A 22,761-nucleotide genomic window follows, 5' to 3' on the forward strand; every position below is an offset into this window, starting at 1 on the left:
CGCCCCCCTTCACTCGAACGAGTGAACGGCACCCGAACGACCCCCCGGATGATCGATAGGGCCTCACCGCTGATCGATACGGCCGCTCCGACGACCGGCGCTCAGCGGGCTCTTCTGGTGAACGTCGCCGAGGGCGAGTACGTTTTCCCGTAGGAGCGCGGAGACGCAGAAGCGGTGATCGTGATGCGTACGGGCAGTGAGCCGGCGACCGCGCGCAGTGCGCTGCGGGCGCGATTCTGGCTGACCTTGTGGGGTCTGGTCTGGGCGGTCTTCGGGACGGCGGCGTTCGCCCTCACCGGGCGGATCGGCTGGGCGGTGGCCTGCGGGGTCCTGTGGCTGATCACCACGGTCGATCTGACCGTGATCCTGCACCGGCTGCGACAGGGCCCGCACTACCAGCCCGGCCCCGGCATCCCGCCGTACCGGCCACCGGACGACGACCACTGACCGCACCCGCCGACGGACGACGACGCCGACAGCGGCACCCGCCCACCGGCGCGGACCACCGGCGCGGTCCCGTCAGCCGTCGAACCCGGCCCGTCGCAGGTACTGCGGGTTCGGGTCGAGCGCGGCGGCCAGGCGGAAGTGGCGTCTGGCCTGGTCGGGGCGGTTCTGCCGCTCATAGGTGCGGCCGAGCGCGAAGTGCGCGTAGGCGTTGTCCGGCTCGCGCTCCAGGACGACGGTGAACTCCAGCTCGGCGGGTCGCAGTTGCGCGGCGGCGAAGAAGGCGCGGGCGCGCAGCAGGCGCGCGGCGGTGTTCTCCGGGTGCGCGGCGATCACGCTGTCGAGCAGCTTCACCGCGCCCCGTGGGTCCCGCGCGGCCAGCAACTGCTCGGCGGCACGGAAGTCGATCACGTCCGTCTCCGGCGTGCGTCCGGTCGATCCGCTGGTTTCGGGCACGGCTGAGTCCTTCCCTCACTGCAAGCGTTCAACGCGTGCGTGGGGGCCGCTATTCCTGCAGTGCGCGGGGCGGTCCGGGGTCGCTCAGCGGGGCGGGTGCGCCCTGCGGACCAGCTCGTCCCAGACCCCCCGCACGCGGCGCCGGAGGTCCTCCAGCGGTACGTCGTTGTCGATGACGATGTCCGCGATCCCCCGGCGCTGTTCGCGCGTCGCCTGGGCGGCCATCCGGGCGCGGGCGTCCTCCTCGGCCATGCCGCGCAGCCGGACCAGCCGGTCGAGCTGGGTGGCGGGGTCGGCGTCGACGACGATCACCAGGTCGTACAGGGGTGCGAGGCCGTTCTCGGTCAGCAGCGGGACGTCGTGGACGACGACGGCGTCCTCGGCGGCGGCCTCCTCCAGCTCGCGGGAGCGGTCGCGTACCAGGGGGTGCACGATCGAGTTGAGCACGCCGAGCCTGTCCTGGTCGGCGAAGACGATCGAGCCCAGCCTGGGCCGGTCCAGGCTGCCGTCCGCGGCGAGCACCTCCTCGCCGAAGGCCGCCACGACCGCGGCGAGACCGGGCGTCCCCGGCTCGACCACCTCGCGGGCGATGCGGTCCGCGTCGATCAGTACGGCCCCGCACTCGACGAGCAGCCGCGACACCTCGCTCTTGCCGGCGCCGATACCGCCGGTCAGGCCAACCTTCAGCATGACCGGAAGCTTAGGCCCCGCGACCCCGTCGCCGGACGAGGGGCCCTAGCCGTCGCCCTCCCGTTCCGCCAGGAAGCGTTCGAACTCGCGGCCGATCTCGTCCGCCGAGGGGATCTCGACGGGCTCGGCGAGCATGTTGCCCCGGGTCTCGGCGCCCGCGGCGGCGTCGTACTGGTGCTCCAGGCCCTGGACGAGCGCGGTCAGCTCCTCGTCGCCCTCCTGGATCTGCCGGTCGATCTCGGTCTGGGTGCGGTGCGCCTCGGTGCGCAGGGAGTGCGCGACGCCGGGCAGGACCAGTCCGGTCGCCCCGGTGATGGCCTCCAGCACGGTGAGCGCCGCGTCGGGGTACGCGGAGCGGGCGATGTAGTGCGGCACGTGCGCGGCGACGCCCAGGACGTCGTGGCCGGCCTGGGCGAGCCGGTACTCGACGAGCGCCTCGGCGCTGCCGGGGACCTGCGCCTCCTCGAAGGGGCTGCGGTGGCCGGGGACGAGGTCGGTGCGGTTGCCGTGCGGGGTGATGCCGACGGGGCGGGTGTGCGGGACGCCCATCGGGATGCCGTGGAAGTTCACCGAGAGGCGGACGCCGAGCCGCTCCACGATCTGGGTCACGGCGGCGGCGAAGCGCTCCCACTCGACGTCCGGCTCGGGGCCGGACAGCAGCAGGAACGGCGCTCCGGTGGCGTCCTGGACGACGCGCACCTCGATGGTGGGTTCCTCGTAGTCGTCCCAGTGGTCGCGCTTGAACGTCAGCAGCGGGCGGCGGGCCCGGTAGTCCACGAGCCTGTCGTGGTCGAAGCGGGCGACGACCTGGTGCGGCAGCGAGTCGAGCAGTTGGTCGACGATCTGGTCGCCGGTCTCGCCGGCGTCGATGTAACCGTCGAAGTGGTAGAGCATGACAAGGCCGGCCGACTCCTGGGCGAGCGCCACGTCGACGACTGCCAGGCCCTTCGGCTCCCATGCGTACAAACCCTGCGGATCAGGCACTGTGGGGGTCCTCCTCGTCTTCCCCCTGGTCGAACGTCCGCGGGGGCTCGGGCATTCCCGCCCGTCCCCCCTGTGGGGGACGCGATCAGGAGGCGAGCACGCGTGCGTGCAGTTCGGTGACCACCTTGCGGGCGGAGGAGATCGCGCCGTGCTGCCAGGCGTCGAGGTGGCTGAGGTAGTCACCGGCGAAGTAGACGCGCCCCTGGGCCCGGTTGAGGGGCGCGTAGGCGGGCGCGTCGGGTCCGCCGGGCATGGAGTGCCAGGCGCCTTCGAGGTACGGGGTGAGCTTCCACTGGTGGGAGAAGGCGGCGGCCAGTTCGGTCCGGTACTTCTCGCCGTGGATCTTCATGCCCTGGGCGACGGCGCGGGCCCGTCGTTCGGCGGGGGTGAGCGCGGAGTACGCCTCGGAGGCGGCGCCGGTGTTGTAGTAGCCGATGATCAGGCCGCGTTCGCCGAGGTGGCCGTGGGACGGGTACCAGATGTGGGCGAGGTCGAGGTCGGTCTCGGTGATGCCGCCGAAGATCTTGAAGTCGGTCTCCCACCAGCGGCTGCGGTACTCCAGGCCGATCTTGGAAGCGTGGGCGGGCCGCACGGCCTCCAGGGCGCTCTGCACGGCGGTGCCGAGGTTGTGGGGGGTCCGGGCGAGGAGGTGCGGGGCGAGGGTGGCGACGCAGTAGTCGGGGCGGCGGTGGGGGCGAGCCGAGCGCGCCCATGGTGGCGAACATGGCGCCGGCGCCCCCGGTGCGGCGGGGACGGGGTACCGCAGACGCGGGAAGGCCCCGCTCCCTCAAGGGGAACGGGGCCTTCCACAGGTCCGCTCGATACGGGCCGGGTCAGAGCGTCAGCTCTGGCCGCCGGCCAGCTTCTCGCGCAGCGCGGCCAGCGCCTCGTCCGACGCCAGGGCGCCGGAGTTGTCGCCGCCCTCGGACGAGTACGAACCGCCGCCGCCGCCACCGCCGGACGCGGCCGGAGCCGCAGCCTCGCCGCCCTCGGCGGCCGCCTGGGCGTCCGCCTCGCGGGACTTGATGACCTGCTGCTGGTGCTGCTCGAAGCGGGACTGCGCCTCGGCGTACTGGCGCTCCCACTCCTCGCGCTGCTTCTCGTAGCCCTCGAGCCAGTCGTTGGTCTCGGGGTCGAAGCCCTCGGGGTAGATGTAGTTGCCCTGGTCGTCGTAGGACGCGGCCATGCCGTACAGGGTCGGGTCGAACTCGACCGCCGACGGGTCGCCACCGAAGGACTCGTTGGCCTGCTTCAGCGAGAGGCTGATGCGGCGGCGCTCGAGGTCGATGTCGATGACCTTGACGAAGATCTCGTCGTTGACCTGGACGACCTGCTCCGGGATCTCCACGTGGCGCTCGGCCAGCTCGGAGATGTGGACCAGACCCTCGATGCCCTCGTCCACGCGGACGAACGCACCGAACGGAACCAGCTTCGTGACCTTGCCGGGCACGACCTGGCCGATCTGGTGGGTGCGGGCGAACTGCTGCCACGGGTCTTCCTGGGTCGCCTTCAGCGACAGGGAGACGCGCTCGCGGTCCATGTCCACGTCGAGGACCTCGACGGTGACTTCCTGACCGACCTCGACGACCTCGGAGGGGTGGTCGATGTGCTTCCAGGACAGCTCGGAGACGTGGACCAGGCCGTCGACGCCACCCAGGTCCACGAAGGCACCGAAGTTGACGATCGAGGAGACGACGCCGGACCGCACCTGGCCCTTCTGGAGGGTGGTGAGGAAGGTCTGGCGGACCTCGGACTGGGTCTGCTCCAGCCAGGCACGGCGGGACAGGACCACGTTGTTGCGGTTCTTGTCCAGCTCGATGATCTTGGCCTCGAGCTCCTTGCCCACGTAGGGCTGGAGGTCGCGGACGCGACGCATCTCGACCAGGGAGGCCGGGAGGAAGCCGCGGAGGCCGATGTCGAGGATGAGACCACCCTTGACGACCTCGATGACGGTACCGGTGACGATCCCGTCCTCTTCCTTGATCTTCTCGATGGTGCCCCAGGCACGCTCGTACTGGGCGCGCTTCTTCGAGAGGATCAGGCGGCCTTCCTTGTCCTCCTTCTGAAGGACGAGGGCCTCGATCTCGTCGCCGACGGCGACGACCTCGTTCGGGTCGACGTCGTGCTTGATCGAGAGCTCGCGGCTCGGGATCACACCTTCGGTCTTGTAACCGATGTCGAGCAGGACCTCGTCCCGGTCGACCTTCACGATGACGCCGTCGACGATGTCGCCGTCGTTGAAGTACTTGATCGTCTCGTCGATCGCGGCGAGGAAGGCTTCCTCGTTACCGATGTCGTTGACCGCTACCTGCGGGGTGGTGGCGGTGGTCTCGGTGCTGCTCGTCATGTGGGAAAGGGCTCCGGTACGGACATTGAAGTCGTAGGTACTGCTACGCCGGAGCCCGTTTCGCTCTGCAGAAGCCGGACAGCCAAGGAAGCGCCTCACCGGTCTCCCGGTATGGCGCCTCGACAACCGAGGGGACATACAACAGATGCGAGCGCAGCCTGCTACGTCTGAGGTGCGCAGGCCCGCAGCGCAACTTGTAGCATACGGGGGCAGCCGGGCAGGGTCAATGCGCGAAGCCGCACACCCGGGGCGGATCACCGCATACCCGGCACAAATCGTGTCTCCCGAGGCCACGCGCGCCCCGTGGCGCGCCCTTGTGACACCCGTGGGGCACGGCTGTACGGAATTGCCGCAGAGTAGTACGAAGGAGCCGGTCATCCAAGAGCCCGAAGGTCCCGAACCCGAGGCCACCCGACGTGTGGCGGGCGTGGCGGAGAGCGCCCGCGCCAACCGGGGCTGGTGGGACCGCAACGCCGACGAGTACCAGGTGGAGCACGGCACCTTCCTGGGTGACGACCGCTTCGTATGGGGCCCGGAGGGCCTGGACGAGGTGGAGGCCGAGCTGCTCGGCCCGCCCGAGGAACTGAAGGGCCGGGCGGTCCTGGAGATCGGCGCGGGCGCCGCCCAGTGCTCGCGCTGGCTGGCCGCCCAGGGGGCGCGTCCGGTGGCCCTGGACATCTCGCACCGCCAGTTGCAGCACGCCCTGCGCATCGGCGGATCGTTCCCCCTGGTGTGCGCCGACGCGGGGGCGCTGCCCTTCGCGGACGCCTCCTTCGACCTGGCCTGCTCGGCGTACGGGGCGCTGCCCTTCGTGGCCGATCCGCGGTCGGTGCTGCGAGAGGTGCGGCGGGTGCTGCGTCCGGGCGGGCGGTTCGTGTTCTCCGTGACGCACCCGATCCGCTGGGCCTTCCCCGACGAGCCGGGACCGGAGGGGCTGAGCGTCTCCTCGTCCTACTTCGACCGCACGCCCTACGTCGAGCAGGACGAGGAGGGCCGCGCGGTGTACGTCGAGCACCACCGCACGCTCGGCGACCGGGTCCGGGACGTCGTCGCGGCGGGCCTGACCCTGGTCGACCTGGTCGAACCGGAGTGGCCGGCCTGGAACAGCTCCGAGTGGGGCGGCTGGTCCCCGCTGCGCGGCAACCTGATCCCGGGGACGGCGATCTTCGTCTGCGTGCGGGACTGAGCGCGTGATCCGGTACGACGCCCTGGACGCCCTTCCGGTCCGGCAGGCCCTGCCCGCCCTGGACGACGCCCTGGCGGCGCACGGCACGGCGGTGCTGGTCGCGCCGCCCGGCACCGGCAAGACGACGCTGGTGCCCCTGGTGCTGGCCGGACTGGCGGGCGGCGCTGCCGCGCGGCGTGTGGTGGTGGCCGAGCCCCGGCGGATCGCGGCCCGCGCGGCGGCCCGCCGGATGGCGTGGCTGCTGGGCGAGAGGCCGGGCGGGAGCGTCGGGTACACCGTGCGCGGTGAGCGGGTCGTCGGGCGGCACACGCGCGTGGAGGTCGTCACGACCGGGGTGCTGCTCCAGCGGCTCCAGCGGGACCAGGAACTGGCCGGGACGGACGCGGTGGTGCTCGACGAGTGCCACGAGCGGCATCTGGACGCGGACACGGCGGCGGCGTTCCTGTGGGACGTGCGCCAGACGCTGCGGCCGGAGCTGCGCCTGGTGGCCGCGTCGGCGACCACCGACGCGGAGGGCTGGGCGCAACTGCTCGGCGGGGCGCCGGTGGTCGAGGCGCGGGGGGCCTCGTACCCGGTGGAGGTGGTGTGGGCGCCGCCGGCCCGGCCGGTCCGCCCGCCGCACGGCACGCGGGTCGATCCGGTGCTGCTCGCGCACGTGGCCTCGGTGGTCCGGCGGGCGCTGGCCGAGCGGGACGGTGACGTGCTGTGCTTCCTGCCCGGGGTCGGCGAGATCGCCAGGGTCGCGGGGCAGCTCGGGGACCTGGGCGCGGTGGACGTGCTCCAGGTGCACGGGCGGGCGCCGGCCGCCGTGCAGGACGCGGTGCTGACGGCCGGGGAGCGGCGCCGGGTGGTGCTGGCGACCTCGGTGGCGGAGTCGTCGCTGACGGTCCCAGGGGTCCGGGTGGTGGTGGACTCCGGACTGGCGCGGGAGCCCCGGGTGGACCACGCGCGAGGGCTGAGCGCGCTGACGACGGTACGGGCCTCGCGGGCGGCCGGGCGGCAGCGGGCCGGACGGGCGGGGCGTGAGGCGCCGGGCGCGGTGTACCGGTGCTGGGCGGAGGCGGAGGACGCCCGTCTGCCGCGTTTCCCGGCGCCCGAGATCAAGGTGGCCGACCTGACGGCGTTCGCGCTCCAGGCGGCCTGCTGGGGCGATCCGGACGCCTCCGGGCTGGCGCTGCTGGACCCCCCGCCGGGCGGGGCGATGGCGGCGGCGCGGTCGGTGCTGTCCGCGATCGGGGCGGTGGATTCCGCGGGGCGGGCGACCGCGCGGGGGACGCGGCTGGCCCGGCTGGGGGTGCATCCCCGGCTGGGGCGGGCGCTGCTGGACTCGGGGGACGAGGAGGTCGTCGCGCTGCTGAGCGAGGACGTGCCGCGGGCGTACGGGGACGACCTGGCCGCCGTGCTGCGGGCGGCCCGGCGTGGGGACGACGCCTACGCGGCGCGGTGGCGGACGGAGGTGCGGCGGCTGCGGGGCGTGTCCGAAGGGGCTCCCCGCCGGCCCGCCCCCGACGAGCCCCGGGCCGGGGACGAGCGGCGGGCCGGGGTCGTCGCCGCGCTGGCCTTCCCCGAGCGGGTGGCCAGGAAGGACGGCGGCTCGTATCTCATGGTGTCCGGGACCCGGGCCGAACTGCCCGAGGGGTCCGGGCTGCACGGGGCGCCCTGGATCGCCGTGGCCGTGGCCGACCGGCCCGTCGGCAAGGGGCACGCCCACGTGCGGCTCGGCGCGGCCGTCGACGAGGACGTCGCCCGGCGCGCGGCGGGCGCCCTGCTGACCGAGCGCGACGAGGTGCGCTGGGCCGACGGGGACGTGGTGGTCCGGCGGGTGGAACGGCTCGGGGCCGTCGAACTCGCGGTGCGCCCCCTGGCCGACGCCGACCCCGGCCTGGTACGCGCCGCCCTGGTGGAAGGGCTGCGGCAGGAAGGGCTCGGGCTGCTGCGATGGCCGGCGGAGGCGGCCGGACTGCGGCAGCGGCTCGCCTTCCTGCACCGGCACCTCGGCGCGCCCTGGCCGGACGTCGGCGACGACGCCCTGCACGCGCGTGTGGACGAGTGGCTGGAGCCGGAGCTGAGCCGCGCCCGGCGCCGCGCCGACCTGGGCCGCCTGGACGCCGGTCAGGCGCTGACCCGGCTGCTGCCCTGGTCGACCGGGGAGGCGGCCCGCCTGGAGGAGCTGGCCCCGGAACGGATCACCGTGCCCAGTGGGTCCAGAATCCGGATCGACTACGGGGACCCGGACCAGCCGGTGCTCGCGGTCAAGCTCCAGGAGATGTTCGGGCTCCAGCGGTCGCCCGAGGTGGCCGGGGTGCCGCTGCTCGTGCACCTGCTCTCCCCCGCCGGCCGCCCGGCCGCGGTCACCGCCGACCTGGCCTCCTTCTGGCGGGACGGCTACCAGGGCGTCCGCGCGGAGCTGCGCGGCCGGTATCCCAGGCACCCGTGGCCCGAGGACCCGGCCACGGCGGAGCCCACGCGGCACACCAACGCCCGGCTGCGGCGCTGAACGGCGACGGCGGCGCCCCCTTCCCAGGGGGCGCCGCCGTCGTACGTACGGGGCTTACTCGGTGGGACCGGCGGACGGGGTGGCCGTCTCGGCCGGCCGCACCGTCAGGGTGATGTCGAGCGTGGCGCCGCCCGCGGTGGTGATGCGCAGCACGTACGTGCCCTGGTCGTCGCCCGTGTACAGCTTCGGCAGCGTGAGGCGGCCGGCGGCGTCGGTCTCCAGGCCGGTCAGGGTGCGTACGGGAGCGCCGGCGGCGTTCTTGAAGTACGGGCCCTTGTCGTTCTCGGCGGGGTCGGCGGGCGACTTGATGAGCGCGGCGGTGACCGCGACGCCGTGCGCGGCGGCGCCCTTGTAGGTGGCCCGTACCTGTACCTGCTCGGCGAACTCGCCGCCCGCCGTGCCGGTGAGCGCGGTGTCGCCGAGGACGGCGTCGGCGACGGGCGCGGTGACCGTCGCCTTGTAGTCGACGCCGGGGAGCACGCGGCCGACGACGGTGGCGCGGACGGTGAAGTCGCCGGTCTTCTCGCCGGCCTTCAGCGCGGGGGCGACGGCCACGCCGGAGCTGTCGGTGGCGATTGTCGCGACGTTCTCGCCGGTGGCGAAGGCGGCGTCGGTGTCGCCGACGACGGTGAAGCGGACGCGGACCTTGCCGACGCCCTGGCCGGCCTCCGTCTCCGCGCGGGCGCTGATCCGCTCGGCGAACGTGTCCCCGGCGACGGCGCTGAGCCTGCCGGTGCCCGCGTTCTCCAGGCGGGCCACGGTCTGGGTGGGCGTGGGCGTGCCGGTGGAGGGCGGGTTCGGCGTCGGGGAGCCGGGATCGCTGCCGGGCGGGGTGGGGTCCGCGGGCTTCGACGGCTTTGTCGGCTTCGACGGCGTCGTCGGCTTCGACGGCTTGGCGGGTTTCGTCGTCTCGTCCGGCTTCGGCTGCTTCGCGGGCGGCGCGGTCGTCGCGGGCACCTGGATGCTGGGGCTCGGTGAGGCCGTACCGGCGCCGCTGTCGCTGCGGCCCACCGGCAGCGAGCCGGTGCCGTCCGGGATCTCGTGGCTGCCCTTGCGGTAGTACTCCAGCCAGGACAGGACGGTGTTCAGGTAGTCCTGCGAGTTGTTGTAGCTGAGGATCGCCCGGTTCAGGTCGGCCTGCGTGGACAGGTCCCAGCCGTTGCGGCACAGGTAGTGGCCGGCGGCGAGGGCGGCGTCGTAGACGTTGTTGGGGTCCCGCTTGCCGTCGGCGTTGCCGTCGCGGCCCGCCCACGCCCAGGTGGACGGGATGAACTGCATGGGGCCGACGGCGTTGTCGTAGTCGCTGTTGCCGTCGTAGGCGCCGTTGTCGGTGTCCTTGATGAGGGCGAAGCCGTTGCCGTCGAGCTGGGGGCCGATGATCGGGCTGATGGTGGTGCCGTCGGCGTCCACGCGGCCGCCGCGGGCCTGGCCGGATTCCACCTTGCCGATGGCGGCGAGGAGTTGCCAGGGCAGGTTGCAGCTCGGCTTGGCCTCGCGCAGCGCGGCTTCGGCCTTCTTGTAGGCGTCGAGGACGGTGGCGGGGATGCCCGCCTCGGCCGGGCCCCGGGCGACCGGAGTGCCGATGGTCGGCGACGGGTTGGGGCTCTTGAGCGGCGGCAGGTCGGTGTAGTAGGGCGAGTTGCCGGTGGCGTTGGCCTCGGAGGCCGCGTCGGTCGAGGAGGTGGCGTCGGCGGCGGACTGTCTGTCCCGGGCGTCCGCCGTGACGTCCGGAGCCTGGGACGCGGACAGGGCCGCGACCGCGACCGCCGCCACGGTGGTGGTCACCGCGCCCTTGCGCAGTCTCCTGCCGAAATGCGCCGCCATAGAGTTGAACCCCTCCCGTGGACGCCGGTGCGTCCCTCGACGCCTGCTGTGGTCGTCCCTTGGGGACGATCCATCCGCTTCGATGGTTGCCCTCGACCGGCGTGAGGACGTTCTGCGACGTACACCCCGACACGATGGGCTCTCGGCACCCTACGGCAACTCCAGGCCACCGAACACCCGTTCACGCCTGATATTCACCTGTTGCTCACGTACCGGAACGGCCCCGCGGACACGGGACGCTAGTGGCTCGTTCACGGCAGTGCAAGGACGCGGCGGGTCTCTTCGGCCATCTGCCCGACGCCGGGGGCCGGTTGGCCGGTCAGGAGGGGGAGTCCTCCGCGCGGGAGGTGCCGGTGGTCGCCACGGACACGGTGACCGCACGGGTGGGCCGGGTGCGCGGCAGCAGGCCGTGGGCGAGGGCCAGGCAGTTGCGGGCCAGGTCGGCCCAGAGGTGCCGGGCGGGTGTCTCACGCCGGGGCGTGACGGCCGGGCCGCCCCGGGGGGCGGGGCCCTGGCGGGCCGGGCCCCGGCGGGTGAGGCCGCGGCGCAGGTCCGCCGCGCCGCGGCGCACTGCCGTGGCGACGGTGGCGGGGACGCGGCCGGTGCCGGCATCCGGCGCGACGGCCGGGACGGGCCGCGGTGGCACACGGGCGGGTCTGTCGGTGCTTGCCCGTGCCGGTGACGTCCGGTGGTGGAGCATGCGTATACCCATGCCTCGCATCCTGGGCGGAGACCCGGACGGGGGCGTTTCCGCGGGGGCCACCTGAGTGACGGGGCCTGATCCGGCCGTGCGCCGCGGGCGGGCGGCGCACCGCCGGGCGAAACCCCGTCCGGCACTGGACACCCTTCAGGTGCGGGCACCCGCACGCCGACCCCCGGCTGACGCTCACCGCCGCGGCCGGCGGCCCGCCCGCCACGACTCGGCGCTGCCCCCCCCGAGGCCGACGGCCCGCCCGGCGCGGGCCGCGAGCCCGTCGGCGGGCGGCGGGACGCGGCGGCGGCGACTCGGCGGGGTGCCGTTCGGCGTCCTGGCTAGTGCGCCGCCGACTCCCAGTCCGGGCCCGCGCCGACCGAGACGCCGAGCGGGACGCGGAGCGTCACCGCGGCGGCCATCTCGCGGCGGACCAGTTCCTCCGCGCGGTCGCGCTCGCCGGGGGCGATCTCCAGGACGATCTCGTCGTGCACCTGGAGGAGCATCCGGGACTTGAGGTCCGCCTCGCGCAGGGCCCGGTCCACGTTGAGCATGGCGATCTTGACGATGTCCGCCGCCGTGCCCTGGATGGGCGCGTTGAGCGCCATGCGCTCGGCGGCCTCGCGGCGCTGGCGGTTGTCGCTGTTGAGGTCGGGCAGATAGCGGCGGCGGCCGAACAGCGTCGCCGTGTATCCGGTCGCCCGCGCCTCGTCGACGACCCGGCGCAGATAGTCCCGTACGCCGCCGAACCGCTCGAAGTACGCCTCCATCAGGCCGCGCGCCTCGGCCGCCTCGATGTTCAACTGCTGGGAGAGGCCGAAGGCCGACAGCCCGTACGCCAGGCCGTACGACATGGCCTTGATCTTGCGGCGCATCTCCGCGTCGACCGCGCCCGGCTCGACGGAGAAGACCTGCGCGGCGGCGGTGGTGTGCAGGTCCTCGCCGGAGGTGAACGCCTCGATCAGGCCGGCGTCCTCCGACAGGTGGGCCATCACGCGCAGCTCGATCTGGCTGTAGTCGGCGGTCATCAGCGACTCGTAGCCCGCGCCGACCACGAAGCCCCGGCGGATGGCCCGGCCCTCGTCGGTGCGCACCGGGATGTTCTGCAGGTTGGGGTCGGTGGAGGACAGGCGGCCGGTCGCGGCGACCGTCTGGTTGAACGTGGTGTGGATACGGCCGTCCGCGGCGATCGTCTTGATCAGGCCCTCGACGGTGACGCGGAGCTTGGCCTGCTCGCGGTGCCGGAGCATGATCACCGGCAGCTCGTTCTCCGTCTGGCCGGCCAGCCACGCCAGGGCGTCGGCGTCCGTGGTGTAGCCGGTCTTGGTCTTCTTGGTCTTGGGCAGGTTCAGCTCGCCGAAGAGGACCTCCTGGAGCTGCTTGGGCGAGCCCAGGTTGAACTCGTGCCCCGCCGCGGTGTGGGCCTCCTTCACCGCCTGCTGCACGGCCCCGGCGAACATCTGCTCCATGGCCTGGAGGTGCTCCCGGTCGGCGGCGATGCCGTGCCGCTCCATCCGGGCCAGCAGCGCGGAGGTGGGCAGCTCCATGTCGCGCAGCAGGTCCGCGGCGCCGACCTCCTGGAGCCGGGTCTCGAACGCCTCGCCGAGGTCGAGGACGGCACGGGCCTGCACCATCAGCGCCTCGGCCTCGGCACCGTCGTCCGCGCCGAACGCCAACTGGCCGTCGGCCGCGGCGGCCGGGGCCAGCTCGCGGTGCAGGTACTCCAGCGACAGCGCGTCCAGGTCGAAGGAGCGGCGGCCCGGCTTGACCAGGTACGCGGCGAGCGCGGTGTCCATGGTGACGCCGGCGACGCTCCAGTCGTGCTCGGCGAAGACCCGCATCGCGCCCTTGGCGTTGTGCAGGACCTTGGGCCGGTCCGGGTCGGCGAGCCAGGACACCCAGGCCGCCTCGTCGGCCTCGTCCGACTGCGACGGGTCGAACCAGGCCGCGGGCCCCCCGGCGGCGGCGAGCGCGACCTCGGCGACCGAGCCGGTGCCCAGCGCCCAGGTGCCGACCGTGGCGACGCCGAGGGGACCGGTGCCGTGCTCGGCGAGCCAGGCGGCCAGCTCGCCGGTGCCCAGCACGGTGCCGTCCAGCTCGACGCCGTCGGCGACGACCGGGGTGGCCTCGGCCTCCTGCGCGCCGGGGTCGACGGCGTACAGACGCTCGCGCAGCGAGGGGTTGCGGATCTCCAGGGTGTCCAGGATCATCGCGACGCCCTTGCGGTCGTACGCGGTCCGCTCCAGGTCGGTGACCCCGCTGGGCAGCTCGACCCGGCGCTCCAGCTCGGTGAGGCGGCGGTTGAGCTTGACGGACTCCAGGTGGTCGCGGAGGTTCTGCCCGGCCTTGCCCTTGACCTCGTCGGCGCGCTCGACCAGCTCGGCGAACGACCCGAACTGGTTGATCCACTTCGCGGCGGTCTTCTCGCCGACGCCGGGGATGCCCGGCAGGTTGTCCGACGGGTCGCCGCGCAGCGCCGCGAAGTCGGGGTACTGGGCGGGCGTCAGGCCGTACTTCTCGACGACCTTCTCCGGGGTGAAGCGGGTCAGCTCGGAGACGCCCTTGGTCGGATACAGCACGGTGGTGTGCTCGCTGACCAGTTGGAAGGAGTCCCGGTCGCCGGTGACGATCAGCACGTCGAAGCCCTCGGCCTCGGCCTCGGTGGCGAGGGTGGCGATCACGTCGTCCGCCTCGAAGCCCTCGACGGCGAAGCGCGGGACGCGCATCGCGTCGAGCAGCTCGCCGATCAGCTCGACCTGGCCCTTGAACTCGTCGGGGGTCTTGGAGCGGTTCGCCTTGTACTCGGTGAACTCCTCGCTGCGCCAGGTCTTGCGGGAGACGTCGAAGGCCACCGCGAAGTGCGTGGGCGTCTCGTCACGCAGCGTGTTGGCCAGCATCGAGGCGAAGCCGTAGATCGCGTTGGTCGGCTGGCCGGTCGCGGTCGTGAAGTTCTCCGCGGGCAGCGCGAAGAACGCGCGGTACGCCAGCGAGTGCCCGTCCATGAGCATCAGGCGCGGACGGCTGCCGCCGGTGGGGGTATCGGTCGTCTTCGATGCTGTTTCTGCCACGTCCCCGATCCTGCCACGTGCCACTGACAGTCGGGCCCGCGCTCGCCGTGACGGGGTTCCGCCGTCGTGCGGCGCGGGTGCGTCGTGGCCGGTCGCGCCGTTCCCCGCGCCCCTCAAGGGCGCCACCGCGGCCCTGGACGGCGGCGGAACCGCGCTCCGCCGCAAGCATTGCTGCCGCCTCCCGCGCCCGGCCGGCCGGCCGCGCTGTCGGTGCCGCGTGCGAGGATCGGAGACGTACCTCACACGTACGCGAAGGAGAGTGCGCGATGGCCGCCGAGCCGCCCAAGAGTGATCCGGTCCAGGACGCGCCGCGGGTCACCGAGCCGCGGCACGCGGCGGCGGGCATCCCGGCCATCGGCCACACCCTGCGGATCGCGCGGCGCCAGATGGGCGTGAGGCGGACCGCGCTGACCCTGCTGAGCGTCAACCAGAAGGACGGCTTCGACTGTCCGGGCTGCGCCTGGCCGGAGCCGGAGCACCGGCACACCGCGGAGTTCTGCGAGAACGGGGCGAAGGCGGTCGCCGAGGAGGCCACCCTGCGCCGGGTCACCCCCGAGTTCTTCGCGGCGCACTCCGTCGCCGACCTGGCCGGCCGCAGCGGTTACTGGCTCGGCCAGCAGGGCCGGCTCACCCACCCGATGTACCTGCCGGAGGGCGGCACCCACTACGAGCCGGTCACCTGGGAGCGCGCCTTCGGCATCGTCGCGGAGGAGATCGCCGCCCTGGACTCCCCCGACCAGGCGGTGTTCTACACCTCGGGACGCACCAGCAACGAGGCGGCGTTCCTCTACCAGTTGTTCGCCCGCGAGCTGGGCACCAACAACCTGCCGGACTGCTCCAACATGTGCCACGAGTCGTCCGGTTCGGCCCTGTCGGAGACGCTCGGCGTCGGCAAGGGCAGCGTCCTGCTGGAGGACCTGCACCGGGCCGACCTGATCATCGTCGCCGGGCAGCACCCGGGCACCAACCACCCGCGGATGCTCACCGCCCTGGAGCGGGCCAAGGCCGGCGGCGCGAAGATCATCAGCGTCAATCCGCTGCCCGAGGCCGGCCTGGAGCGCTTCAAGAACCCGCAGACCGCCAAGGGGCTCACCGCCGGCACCGCCCTGACCGACCTGTTCCTGCAGATCCGCATCGGCGGCGACCAGGCCCTGTTCCGGCTGCTGAACAAGCTGATCCTCGACACGGACGGCGCGGTCGACGAGGCGTTCGTGCGCGAGCACACCCACGGCTTCGAGGAGTTCGCCGAGGCCGCCCGCGCCGCCGACTGGGACGAGACGCTCGCGGCGACCGGCCTCGCCCGCGCGCAGATCGAGCGCGCCCTGGAGATGGTCCTCGCCTCCCGGCGCACCATCGTGTGCTGGGCGATGGGCCTGACCCAGCACAAGCACTCCGTGCCCACCATCCGCGAGGTCGTCAACTTCCTGCTGCTGCGCGGCAACGTCGGCCGCGAGGGCGCCGGCGTCTGCCCGGTGCGCGGCCACTCCAACGTGCAGGGCGACCGCACGATGGGCATCTTCGAGCGCCCCGCGCCCGCCTTCCTGGACGCCCTGGAGAAGGAGTTCGGCTTCGCCCCGCCGCGCCGGCCCGGCTACGACGTCGTCCGGGCCATCCGCGCGCTGCGCGACGGCGAGGCCGAGGTGTTCTTCGCCATGGGCGGCAACTTCGTCTCCGCCACCCCCGACACCGAGGTCACCGAGGCCGCCGTGCGGCGCGCCCGGCTCACCGTGCACGTCTCGACGAAGCTGAACCGGTCGCACGTCGTCACGGGCGCGCGGGCGCTGATCCTGCCCACCCTCGGCCGCACCGAACGCGACCTCCGGGCAAGCGGCGAGCAGTTCGTGACCGTGGAGGACTCCATGGGCATGGTGCACGCCTCGCGCGGACGCCTGGAGCCCGCGAGCCCGCACCTGCTGTCGGAGCCGGCCATCGTCTGCCGGCTGGCCCGCCGGGTCCTCGGCGGGCGCAGCGCGACGCCCTGGGAGGAGTTCGAGAAGGACTACGCGACGATCCGTGACCGCATCGCCCGCGTGATCCCCGGGTTCGCGGACTTCAACGCCCGCGTGGCCCGCCCCGGCGGCTTCGCCCTCCCGCACGCCCCGCGCGACGAGCGGCGCTTCCCGACCGCCACCGGCAAGGCCAACTTCACCGCCGCGCCGGTGGAGTACCCCGAGCTGCCCGAGGGCCGGCTGCTGCTCCAGACACTGCGCTCGCACGACCAGTACAACACCACGATCTACGGCCTGGACGACCGCTACCGGGGAATCCGCGACGGCCGGCGGGTGGTCCTGGTGAACCCCGAGGACGCGGCGGGGCTCGGGGTCCGCGACGGCGCGTACGTCGACCTGGTCGGCGAGTGGCGGGACGGGGTGGAGCGGCGGGCGCCCGGCTTCCGGGTGGTGCACTACCCGACGGCCCGGGGATGTGCGGCGGCGTACTACCCGGAGACCAACGTCCTGGTGCCGCTGGACGCCACCGCGGACATCAGCAACACCCCGGCCAGCAAGTCCGTCGTGGTCCGTCTGGAACAATCGGCGACCGACTGAGCGTTTGCTCAGCGCGTACAGTGCCGTACCGATCAGGACGAACGGAGCCGGGCCCATGGGCGAGCAGCATCAGGTGCAGTTCCCGCAGGAAGTCATAGCCGAGTACGCCGCGCTCGGCGTGGACCTGCCCGCCCTGTTCTCCGCGGGACACCTCGGCACCCGGATGGGCGTCCAGATCCGGGAGGCGTCGGCGGACCGCGTCGTCGGCACCATGCCGGTGGAGGGCAACACCCAGCCGTACGGGCTGCTGCACGGCGGCGCCTCCGCCGTGCTGGCCGAGACGCTCGGGTCGGTCGGCTCGATGCTGCACGGCGGCAGCTCCAAGATCGCCGTCGGGGTCGACCTGAACTGCACGCATCACCGCGGGGTCCGCTCCGGCCTGGTGACCGGGGTGGCCACGCCGGTGCACCGGGGCCGGACCACGGCGACGTACGAGATCGTGATCACCGACGAGCAGGACCGGCGGGTGTGCACGGCCCGGCTGACCTGCCTGCTGCGGGACGTGGACCTCGCCGCGGCGGCCCGTGGCGGCGCCTCGGGCTGACCGCTCCTTCCGGCACCGCCGCGAGCCGGGCGCCCTCCCGGCGCCGCCTCCATTGCCCCCCGGCCCCCGACGCCCTAGCGTCGGGGCATGGGACGGGGAGCGGCCCCCTGGCCGGGGGCGCGGGCGCTGGTGGCCGGGCTGGCGCTGGCGGTCTGCGCGGCGGCCGCGGGCTGCGGCTCATCACCGGGCGGCGGCTCCAGGCCGACACCCGCCCCCTCCGCCACGGCCGTCCGGCCGGCGAAGCTCTGCGAGCGCGCCGTCGCCTACTGGGCACGGGAGCTGCTCGAAGGCGACTCCTACGGGGACTACCAGTCGATGGGGCTGTCCAACCGCCAGTACGACATCCTGCGTGCGGTCCTGGAGGAGGCCCGGCAGGTGAACGCCCGTCAAGGGCCGTCACGGGCACGGGAGTCGATCGACCGCCAGTCCCGCGCCAGGTGTGCCGGCGCCTACCGTGACGGCGGCCCGACCGCGGGGCCCTGGGGATGAGCGGCACCGGCCCCGTCGAGGCGGGCGAGGGCACCCACGCCCACGCCGTCCCGCGGCTGCCGCCCCGCCCGCCCGGACGCCTCGCCCGCCACCGCCGTGCCGCCCTCGCCACCGCCGCGGCCCTCGCCGTCCTGGCCGGCGGCGGCTACCTCTACGCCGGCCGGCCCGAGCCCCCGCCCGACCCCCCGCCGCCGTACCCCTCCCAGGCGGTCGACCTCGTCTACCTGGACCCGGTGGCCACCCCCCGCAGCGGCGCCGCCGGGGGCTTCAGCTTCGCCGTGGCGCTCAGCGTCCGCTCCGGACCGCCCGTCACCGTGACCGGCCTCGGCCAGCCCTACGCCGGCCTCACCGTGACCTCCTCCCCGGCGGCACCTTTCCGGACAAAGCCGCATTCCGTCCGCCGGATCACCGTCACGCTGCGGGTGACGGAATGCGATAAAGCGCCCCGGAATCCCGGACTCCCTTTCCTTGACGTAACACTGCGTAATACACGCGCAATACAAGTGCACAGCTTCATCCTGGGTCCGCGATATGCGCAGCACCTCTCCGAAGCCCTCCGGGTCGCCTGCGGCGACGGAATCCGGTAATCACCAAAAAGCCCGGACACACCTGAACACCCCCGCTCGGTCCTGCGGGTTCTCAGCATGCGGACCGGGCGAATCGGCCGGAATTCCGCCCTTCTTCCCCGCCAGTACCGCTCTGCATTACGCCGTGTCATAACAAGAGCGTCACAGCCTCCGTCAGACCCTCCTCCGCGTTCCCCGCACGCGCTTAGAGTCACGGCCAGTCACCGCGCCGTCCGATTGCCACGTCGGCCCAGCGTTCGACTCGGCCGTCTCCACGGGGACGCGGCCGCGCCAGGGAAAGGACTGATCGTGCGTCAACGTTCGCTCATCGCCATCACCGCCGCTCTGGCGGCGGGAGCACTCACCCTCACCGCCTGCGGCTCGCGCGACGACGACGGCGGCTCGGACTCCGGTAACGGCGACGGCACCACCGTCGTCATCGGCGTCGACGCCCCGCTGACCGGCGACCTGACCGCACTGGGCCTCGGCATCAAGAACTCGGCCGACCTCGCGGCCAAGACCGCCAACAAGCAGAAGTACGTCGATGGCGTCACCTTCGAGATCGAGGCCCTCGACGACCAGGGCCAGCCCTCCGTCGGCCAGCAGAACGCCGCCAAGTTCGTCGCCGACAAGTCCGTCCTCGGCGTCGTCGGCCCGCTGAACTCCAGCGTCGGCGAGTCGATGCAGAAGGTCTTCGACAGCGCCGGCCTGGTCGAGGTCTCCCCGGCCAACACCGGCCCCTCCCTCACCCAGGGCCCGGACTGGCGCACCAAGAAGGTCCGCCCGTACAAGTCGTACTTCCGCACCGCGACCACGGACGCCATCCAGGGCCCGTTCGCCGCCCAGTACGTCTACAACGACGCCAAGAAGAAGAAGGTCTTCGTCATCGACGACAAGAAGACCTACGGCGCGGGCCTGGCCGGCACCTTCACCGAGGAATTCAAGAAGCTCGGCGGCAAGGTCGTCGGTACGGAACACATCAACCCGGACACCAAGGACTTCTCCTCGGTCGCCACCAAGGTCAAGAACTCCGGCGCCGACGTCGTCTACTACGGCGGCGAATACCCGCAGGCCGGCCCGCTCAGCAAGCAGATCAAGGAAGCGGGAGCCAAGATCCCGCTCGTCGGCGGCGACGGCATCAAGGACGACACCTTCATCAAGCTCGCCGGGGCCGGCAGCGACGGCGACCTCGCCACCTCCGTCGGCGCGCCCGTCGAGGAACTCGACTCCGCCAAGAAGTTCGTCGCCGACTACAAGGCCGGCGGCTACAAGGAGGACTACGCGGCCTACGGCGGCTACTCCTACGACTCCGCCTGGGCGATCATCGAGGCCGTCAAGAAGGTCGTCGACGACAACGGCGGGAAGCTCCCCGACGACGCCCGCGCCAAGGTCACCGCGGCCATGCAGAACGTCTCCTTCGACGGTGTGACCGGCAAGGTCTCCTTCGACGAGTTCGGTGACGCCACCAACAAGCAGCTCACCGTGTACGCCGTCGAGAACGGAGCCTTCAAGGCCGTCAAGTCCGGCACCTACACCGGCTGACCCAGCCCGCACCACAGCCCACCAAGCCGCGCGGGGCGCTGTTCCACAGGCGCCCCGCGCGGACTCGCATCCGGCCACATCCGTCGAACGCCCGAAAGTCACGGAGGACATGCGGTGAACGAACTGCCGCAGCAGTTGGTCAACGGCCTGCTACTGGGATCCATGTACGGGCTGATCGCCATCGGCTACACAATGGTCTACGGCATCGTCCAGCTCATCAACTTCGCCCACGGCGAGATCTTCATGACCGGCGCCTTCGGCGCACTCACGGTCTACGTCTACATCCTGCCCGACGGCACCTCCATGTGGATCGCCCTGCCGCTGATGCTGATCGGCGCCATGATCGTCGCCGTCACCGTCGCCGTCGGGGCGGAACGGTTCGCCTACCGTCCACTGCGCGGCGCCCCCCGCCTCGCGCCCCTCATCACCGCCATCGGCCTCTCCCTCGCCCTCCAGCAGGCGGTCTGGGCCTGGTACCCCGACGCGAAATCCGCGCGGACCTTCCCCCAGATAGACGGCGGCCCCTTCCACCTCGGCGACGTCACCATCCAGACCGGCGACATCTTCCTCCTCATCGCCGCCCCGGTCAGCATGGCCTTCCTCGCCTACTTCGTGATGCGCACCCGCACCGGACGCGGCATGCAGGCCACCGCCCAGGACCCGGACACCGCCCGCCTGATGGGCGTCAACACCGACCGCATCATCGTCATCGCCTTCGCCCTCGGCGCCCTCTTCGCCGCCGTCGGAGCCGTCGCCAACGGCCTCAAGTACGGCCAGATCGACTTCCGGATGGGCTTCATCCTCGGCCTCAAGGCGTTCACCGCGGCCGTCCTCGGCGGCATCGGCAACATCTACGGCGCCATGATCGGCGGCGTCGTCCTTGGCATCGCCGAGACCCTCGCCACCGCCTACGTCGCCGACGTCCCCGGCCTCGGACAGTTCGGCAGCCAGTCCTGGGCCGACGTATGGGCCTTCATCCTCCTCATCCTCGTACTGCTGCTCAGGCCACAGGGCCTGCTCGGCGAACGCGTTGCGGACAGGGCGTGACACCGATGACCACACAGACCACCACCCCGAAGACCCCCGGCCCCGCCACCCCCGACGGCGGCGCCACCGGCCTCATCGGCATACCCCCGCACCTCGGCCGCGCCCTCGCCACCGGCGGCGGCGCCCTCACCGTCGTCTCCACCTTCCTCGCCTGGACCTGGACCTCCGCCTTCCCCGGTGACCTCACCGTCTACGGCTACCCCGGCGGCCTCCAGGTCCTGGTCCTGATCGGCGGCGCCCTCACCGCGCTCCTCGGCCTCGCCTCCTACGGCGTCAAGGGCCTGCGCTGGCTCGCACCCGCCGGCGCCGACGCGGCCGTCAAGTTCGCCGCCCTCGCCACCCTCGCCACCACCTGGTACACGGTCATCGCGATCAGCGCCCAGCTCGGCGGCGTCGTCAACCTCGAACCCGGCGGCTACCTCGCCGCCGCCGTCACCCTCATCGCCTTCCTCGGCGCCCTCGCCCTCCCCTTCGAACGCCCCGCCCCCGACCCCCACGACCCGGACAGCACCCCCCGGGAACGGTTGCGGCACACCACCGCCCAGAACTGGCAGACGGTCCGGGCGGCCTTCGCCGCCGGCAGCCCCCGCCCCGTCCGCGCCATGCCCTCCTGGGCCGAGATCCTCATCATCGTCGCCGTCCTCGGCGTCGCCCTGACCGTCTTCACCTACGGCATCGGCACCGAGTACGACGAACTCTTCGTCGGCTTCCTCATCACCGCCGGCCTCGGCTTCGCCGCCCTGCACCGCTCCGGACTGATCGCTCAGGTCACCGAGATCACCGCCCGGCACCAGAACATCACCATCTGCGGCGCCTTCGTCGCCGCCGCCTGCTTCCCCTTCACCCAGACCGACGACCAGTACGCCACCCTCGGCGTCTACATCCTCATCTTCGCCACCGTCGCCCTGGGCCTGAACATCGTCGTCGGCCTCGCCGGCCTCCTCGACCTCGGATACGTCGCCTTCCTCGGCGTCGGCGCCTACGCCGCCTCCCTGGTCTCCGGCTCCCAGAGCTCCCCGTTCGACGTGCACTTCCCCTTCTGGGCCGCCGTCCTCGTCGGCGCCGCCGCCTCCCTCGTCTTCGGCGTCCTCATCGGCGCCCCGACCCTGCGGCTGCGCGGCGACTACCTCGCCATCGTCACCCTCGGCTTCGGCGAGATCTTCCGCATCACCGCCAACAACCTCGACGGCACCTCCGGACCCGACGTCACCAACGGGTCCAACGGCATCGCCGGCATCCCCGACCTGGAGGTCCTCGGCTTCGACTTCGGCACCCACCACGACATCGCCGGCGTCACCATCGGCCGCTTCGCCAACTACTTCTTCCTGATGCTGCTCATCACCGCCGTCGTCGTCCTCGTCTTCCGGCGCAGCGGCGACTCCCGCATCGGCCGCGCCTGGGTCGCCATCCGCGAGGACGAGACCGCCGCCCTCGCCATGGGCATCAACGGCTTCCGCGTCAAACTCATCGCCTTCGCCGTCGGCGCCTCCCTCGCCGGCCTCGCCGGCACCGTCCAGGCCCACGTCACCTACACCGTCACCCCCGAGCAGTACCTCTTCGCCGGCACCACCCCGCCCAACTCCGCCTTCCTCCTCGCCGCCGTCGTCCTCGGCGGCATGGGCACCATCGGCGGACCCCTCATCGGCGCCGCACTGCTCTTCCTCATCCCCAACAAGCTCCAGTTCCTCGGCGACTACCAGCTCTTCGCCTTCGGACTCGCGCTCGTCCTGCTGATGCGCTTCCGCCCCGAGGGCCTCGTCCCCAACCGCCGCCGCCAGCTCGAATTCCACGAAGAGGCCGACGCGCCCGCAGTCCTCGGCAAGACAGGGGCCTGACCACC

The 22,761-nt window shown here is 72.7% G+C and carries 17 protein-coding genes and 1 pseudogene; 10 read left to right on the forward strand and 8 right to left on the reverse strand.

Annotated features, from left to right (window positions below):
- Positions 1-183: 183 nt before the first annotated feature.
- On the forward strand, positions 184-447 hold the full coding sequence (locus tag ACFY32_RS07845; protein WP_359192780.1) for a DUF6343 family protein: 264 nt from the start codon (positions 184-186) through the stop codon (positions 445-447).
- Between the two features lie 72 nt (positions 448-519).
- Here the strand turns inward: ACFY32_RS07845 and ACFY32_RS07850 are convergent, their stop codons facing one another.
- The 5 genes and pseudogenes from ACFY32_RS07850 to rpsA form a co-directional block, all read right to left on the reverse strand.
- The gene (locus ACFY32_RS07850; RefSeq protein ID WP_359192783.1) at positions 520-900 is read right to left on the reverse strand and encodes a tetratricopeptide repeat protein; all 381 of its coding nucleotides are present in this window, start codon (positions 898-900) and stop codon (positions 520-522) included.
- Positions 901-984: 84 nt separating this feature from the next.
- Positions 985-1,590: a dephospho-CoA kinase gene (coaE, locus tag ACFY32_RS07855; protein WP_359192786.1), complete on the reverse strand. Its 606-nt coding sequence runs from the start codon at positions 1,588-1,590 to the stop codon at positions 985-987.
- Between the two features lie 45 nt (positions 1,591-1,635).
- A complete protein-coding gene (locus ACFY32_RS07860) occupies positions 1,636-2,574 on the reverse strand; it encodes a PAC2 family protein (protein WP_359192789.1) in 939 nt (312 codons plus the stop codon).
- An 85-nt stretch (positions 2,575-2,659) separates the two neighbouring features.
- Positions 2,660-3,253 (reverse strand): annotated as a pseudogene (locus tag ACFY32_RS07865) (flavin monoamine oxidase family protein); the annotation flags it as partial.
- Positions 3,254-3,415: 162 nt separating this feature from the next.
- On the reverse strand, positions 3,416-4,921 hold the full coding sequence (gene rpsA / locus ACFY32_RS07870; RefSeq protein WP_390673697.1) for a 30S ribosomal protein S1: 1,506 nt from the start codon (positions 4,919-4,921) through the stop codon (positions 3,416-3,418).
- A gap of 226 nt (positions 4,922-5,147) precedes the next feature.
- On the opposite strand from rpsA, the gene ACFY32_RS07875 reads away from it, so the two are divergent.
- Positions 5,148-6,107 carry a class I SAM-dependent methyltransferase gene (locus tag ACFY32_RS07875; protein WP_359192794.1) on the forward strand — a complete coding sequence of 320 codons (960 nt, stop codon included), beginning with the start codon at positions 5,148-5,150 and terminating at the stop codon, positions 6,105-6,107.
- Between the two features lie 4 nt (positions 6,108-6,111).
- The gene (gene hrpB, locus ACFY32_RS07880) at positions 6,112-8,604 is read left to right on the forward strand and encodes an ATP-dependent helicase HrpB (protein WP_390673698.1); all 2,493 of its coding nucleotides are present in this window, start codon (positions 6,112-6,114) and stop codon (positions 8,602-8,604) included.
- A gap of 54 nt (positions 8,605-8,658) precedes the next feature.
- Here hrpB and ACFY32_RS07885 read toward each other — a convergent pair whose 3' ends face one another.
- The 3 genes from ACFY32_RS07885 to polA all read right to left on the reverse strand — a co-directional run bounded on the left by ACFY32_RS07885 (position 8,659) and on the right by polA (position 14,187).
- A complete protein-coding gene (locus ACFY32_RS07885; RefSeq protein WP_390673699.1) occupies positions 8,659-10,428 on the reverse strand; it encodes a lytic murein transglycosylase in 1,770 nt (589 codons plus the stop codon).
- A gap of 319 nt (positions 10,429-10,747) precedes the next feature.
- Positions 10,748-11,074: a hypothetical protein gene (locus ACFY32_RS07890; protein ID WP_390673700.1), complete on the reverse strand. Its 327-nt coding sequence runs from the start codon at positions 11,072-11,074 to the stop codon at positions 10,748-10,750.
- Positions 11,075-11,460: 386 nt separating this feature from the next.
- A complete protein-coding gene (gene polA / locus ACFY32_RS07895; RefSeq protein ID WP_359192805.1) occupies positions 11,461-14,187 on the reverse strand; it encodes a DNA polymerase I in 2,727 nt (908 codons plus the stop codon).
- A 266-nt stretch (positions 14,188-14,453) separates the two neighbouring features.
- Here polA and ACFY32_RS07900 point away from each other — a divergent pair, with 266 nt between their 5' ends.
- The 7 genes from ACFY32_RS07900 (at position 14,454) to ACFY32_RS07930 (ending at position 22,756) form a co-directional block, all read left to right on the forward strand.
- On the forward strand, positions 14,454-16,733 hold the full coding sequence (locus tag ACFY32_RS07900; protein WP_390673701.1) for an FdhF/YdeP family oxidoreductase: 2,280 nt from the start codon (positions 14,454-14,456) through the stop codon (positions 16,731-16,733).
- Positions 16,734-16,788: 55 nt separating this feature from the next.
- Positions 16,789-17,277 (forward strand): hotdog fold thioesterase, encoded by a 489-nt coding sequence (locus tag ACFY32_RS07905; protein ID WP_359192811.1) that lies wholly within the window; start codon positions 16,789-16,791, stop codon positions 17,275-17,277.
- Positions 17,278-17,364: 87 nt separating this feature from the next.
- Positions 17,365-17,766, forward strand: coding sequence for a hypothetical protein (locus tag ACFY32_RS07910; protein ID WP_390673702.1), 402 nt, complete (start codon positions 17,365-17,367; stop codon positions 17,764-17,766).
- Complete coding sequence (locus tag ACFY32_RS07915) at positions 17,763-18,353, forward strand: Tat pathway signal sequence domain protein (RefSeq protein ID WP_359192817.1); 591 nt, start codon at positions 17,763-17,765, stop codon at positions 18,351-18,353. Before ACFY32_RS07910 ends, ACFY32_RS07915 begins: the two co-directional genes overlap by 4 nt.
- Positions 18,354-18,641: 288 nt before the next feature.
- The gene (locus ACFY32_RS07920) at positions 18,642-19,874 is read left to right on the forward strand and encodes a branched-chain amino acid ABC transporter substrate-binding protein (RefSeq protein ID WP_359192820.1); all 1,233 of its coding nucleotides are present in this window, start codon (positions 18,642-18,644) and stop codon (positions 19,872-19,874) included.
- 114 nt (positions 19,875-19,988) lie between these two features.
- The gene (locus ACFY32_RS07925) at positions 19,989-20,921 is read left to right on the forward strand and encodes a branched-chain amino acid ABC transporter permease (RefSeq protein ID WP_359192823.1); all 933 of its coding nucleotides are present in this window, start codon (positions 19,989-19,991) and stop codon (positions 20,919-20,921) included.
- A gap of 5 nt (positions 20,922-20,926) precedes the next feature.
- Positions 20,927-22,756, forward strand: coding sequence for a branched-chain amino acid ABC transporter permease (locus tag ACFY32_RS07930; RefSeq protein WP_390673703.1), 1,830 nt, complete (start codon positions 20,927-20,929; stop codon positions 22,754-22,756).
- Positions 22,757-22,761 lie beyond the last annotated feature (5 nt).

The sequence above is a fragment of the Streptomyces sp. NPDC000134 genome, from assembly GCF_042899225.1.
Taxonomy (GTDB): Bacteria; Actinomycetota; Actinomycetes; order Streptomycetales; family Streptomycetaceae; genus Streptomyces.